This is a genomic window from Variovorax sp. 10L426 (assembly GCF_056395305.1).
The window spans coordinates 1-413 of the sequence record NZ_JBFTJF010000108.1; the positions used below are offsets into that span (position 1 = coordinate 1).

Genomic DNA, 413 nt, shown 5'->3' on the forward strand with positions numbered 1-413 from the left:
TCTGGTAAACGTTCATAATCCAGAACACAATTTGGCGTGACCGAACAATCCGGCCCGTAACGCACCAGGCGTTCCGGTCCGGCGCACCAATGAAGGGCAAGACGATGGATAAGGTCCAGGCAATGGAAGTCTTCACGCGCGTGGTGGAGATGAACAGCTTCTCGCGTGCGGCGGAGGCGCTGGGGTTGTCGCGCACGTCGGCCACCACGRTCATCCAGGGACTGGAAGCGCACTTGCGCGTGCGGCTCATCAACCGCACCACGCGGCAGCTCAGGCTGACGCCCGAGGGCGCCGACTATTACGAGCGCTGCATGCGCATCCTCGCGGAGATTGCCGAGACCGAGGTGGCCATGACGCGCTCTGGTCAGGGGCCGATGGGCAGGCTGCGCGTGGAGATGCCGGCGGCCATCGGC

General features: G+C 64.3%; 1 protein-coding gene. It reads left to right on the top strand.

From position 1 onward, the window contains the following. Window positions 1-104: 104 nt before the first annotated feature. A partial coding sequence (locus tag AC1DHL_RS29990; RefSeq protein ID WP_478164367.1) for a LysR family transcriptional regulator occupies window positions 105-413 on the top strand: 309 nt, incomplete at its 3' end.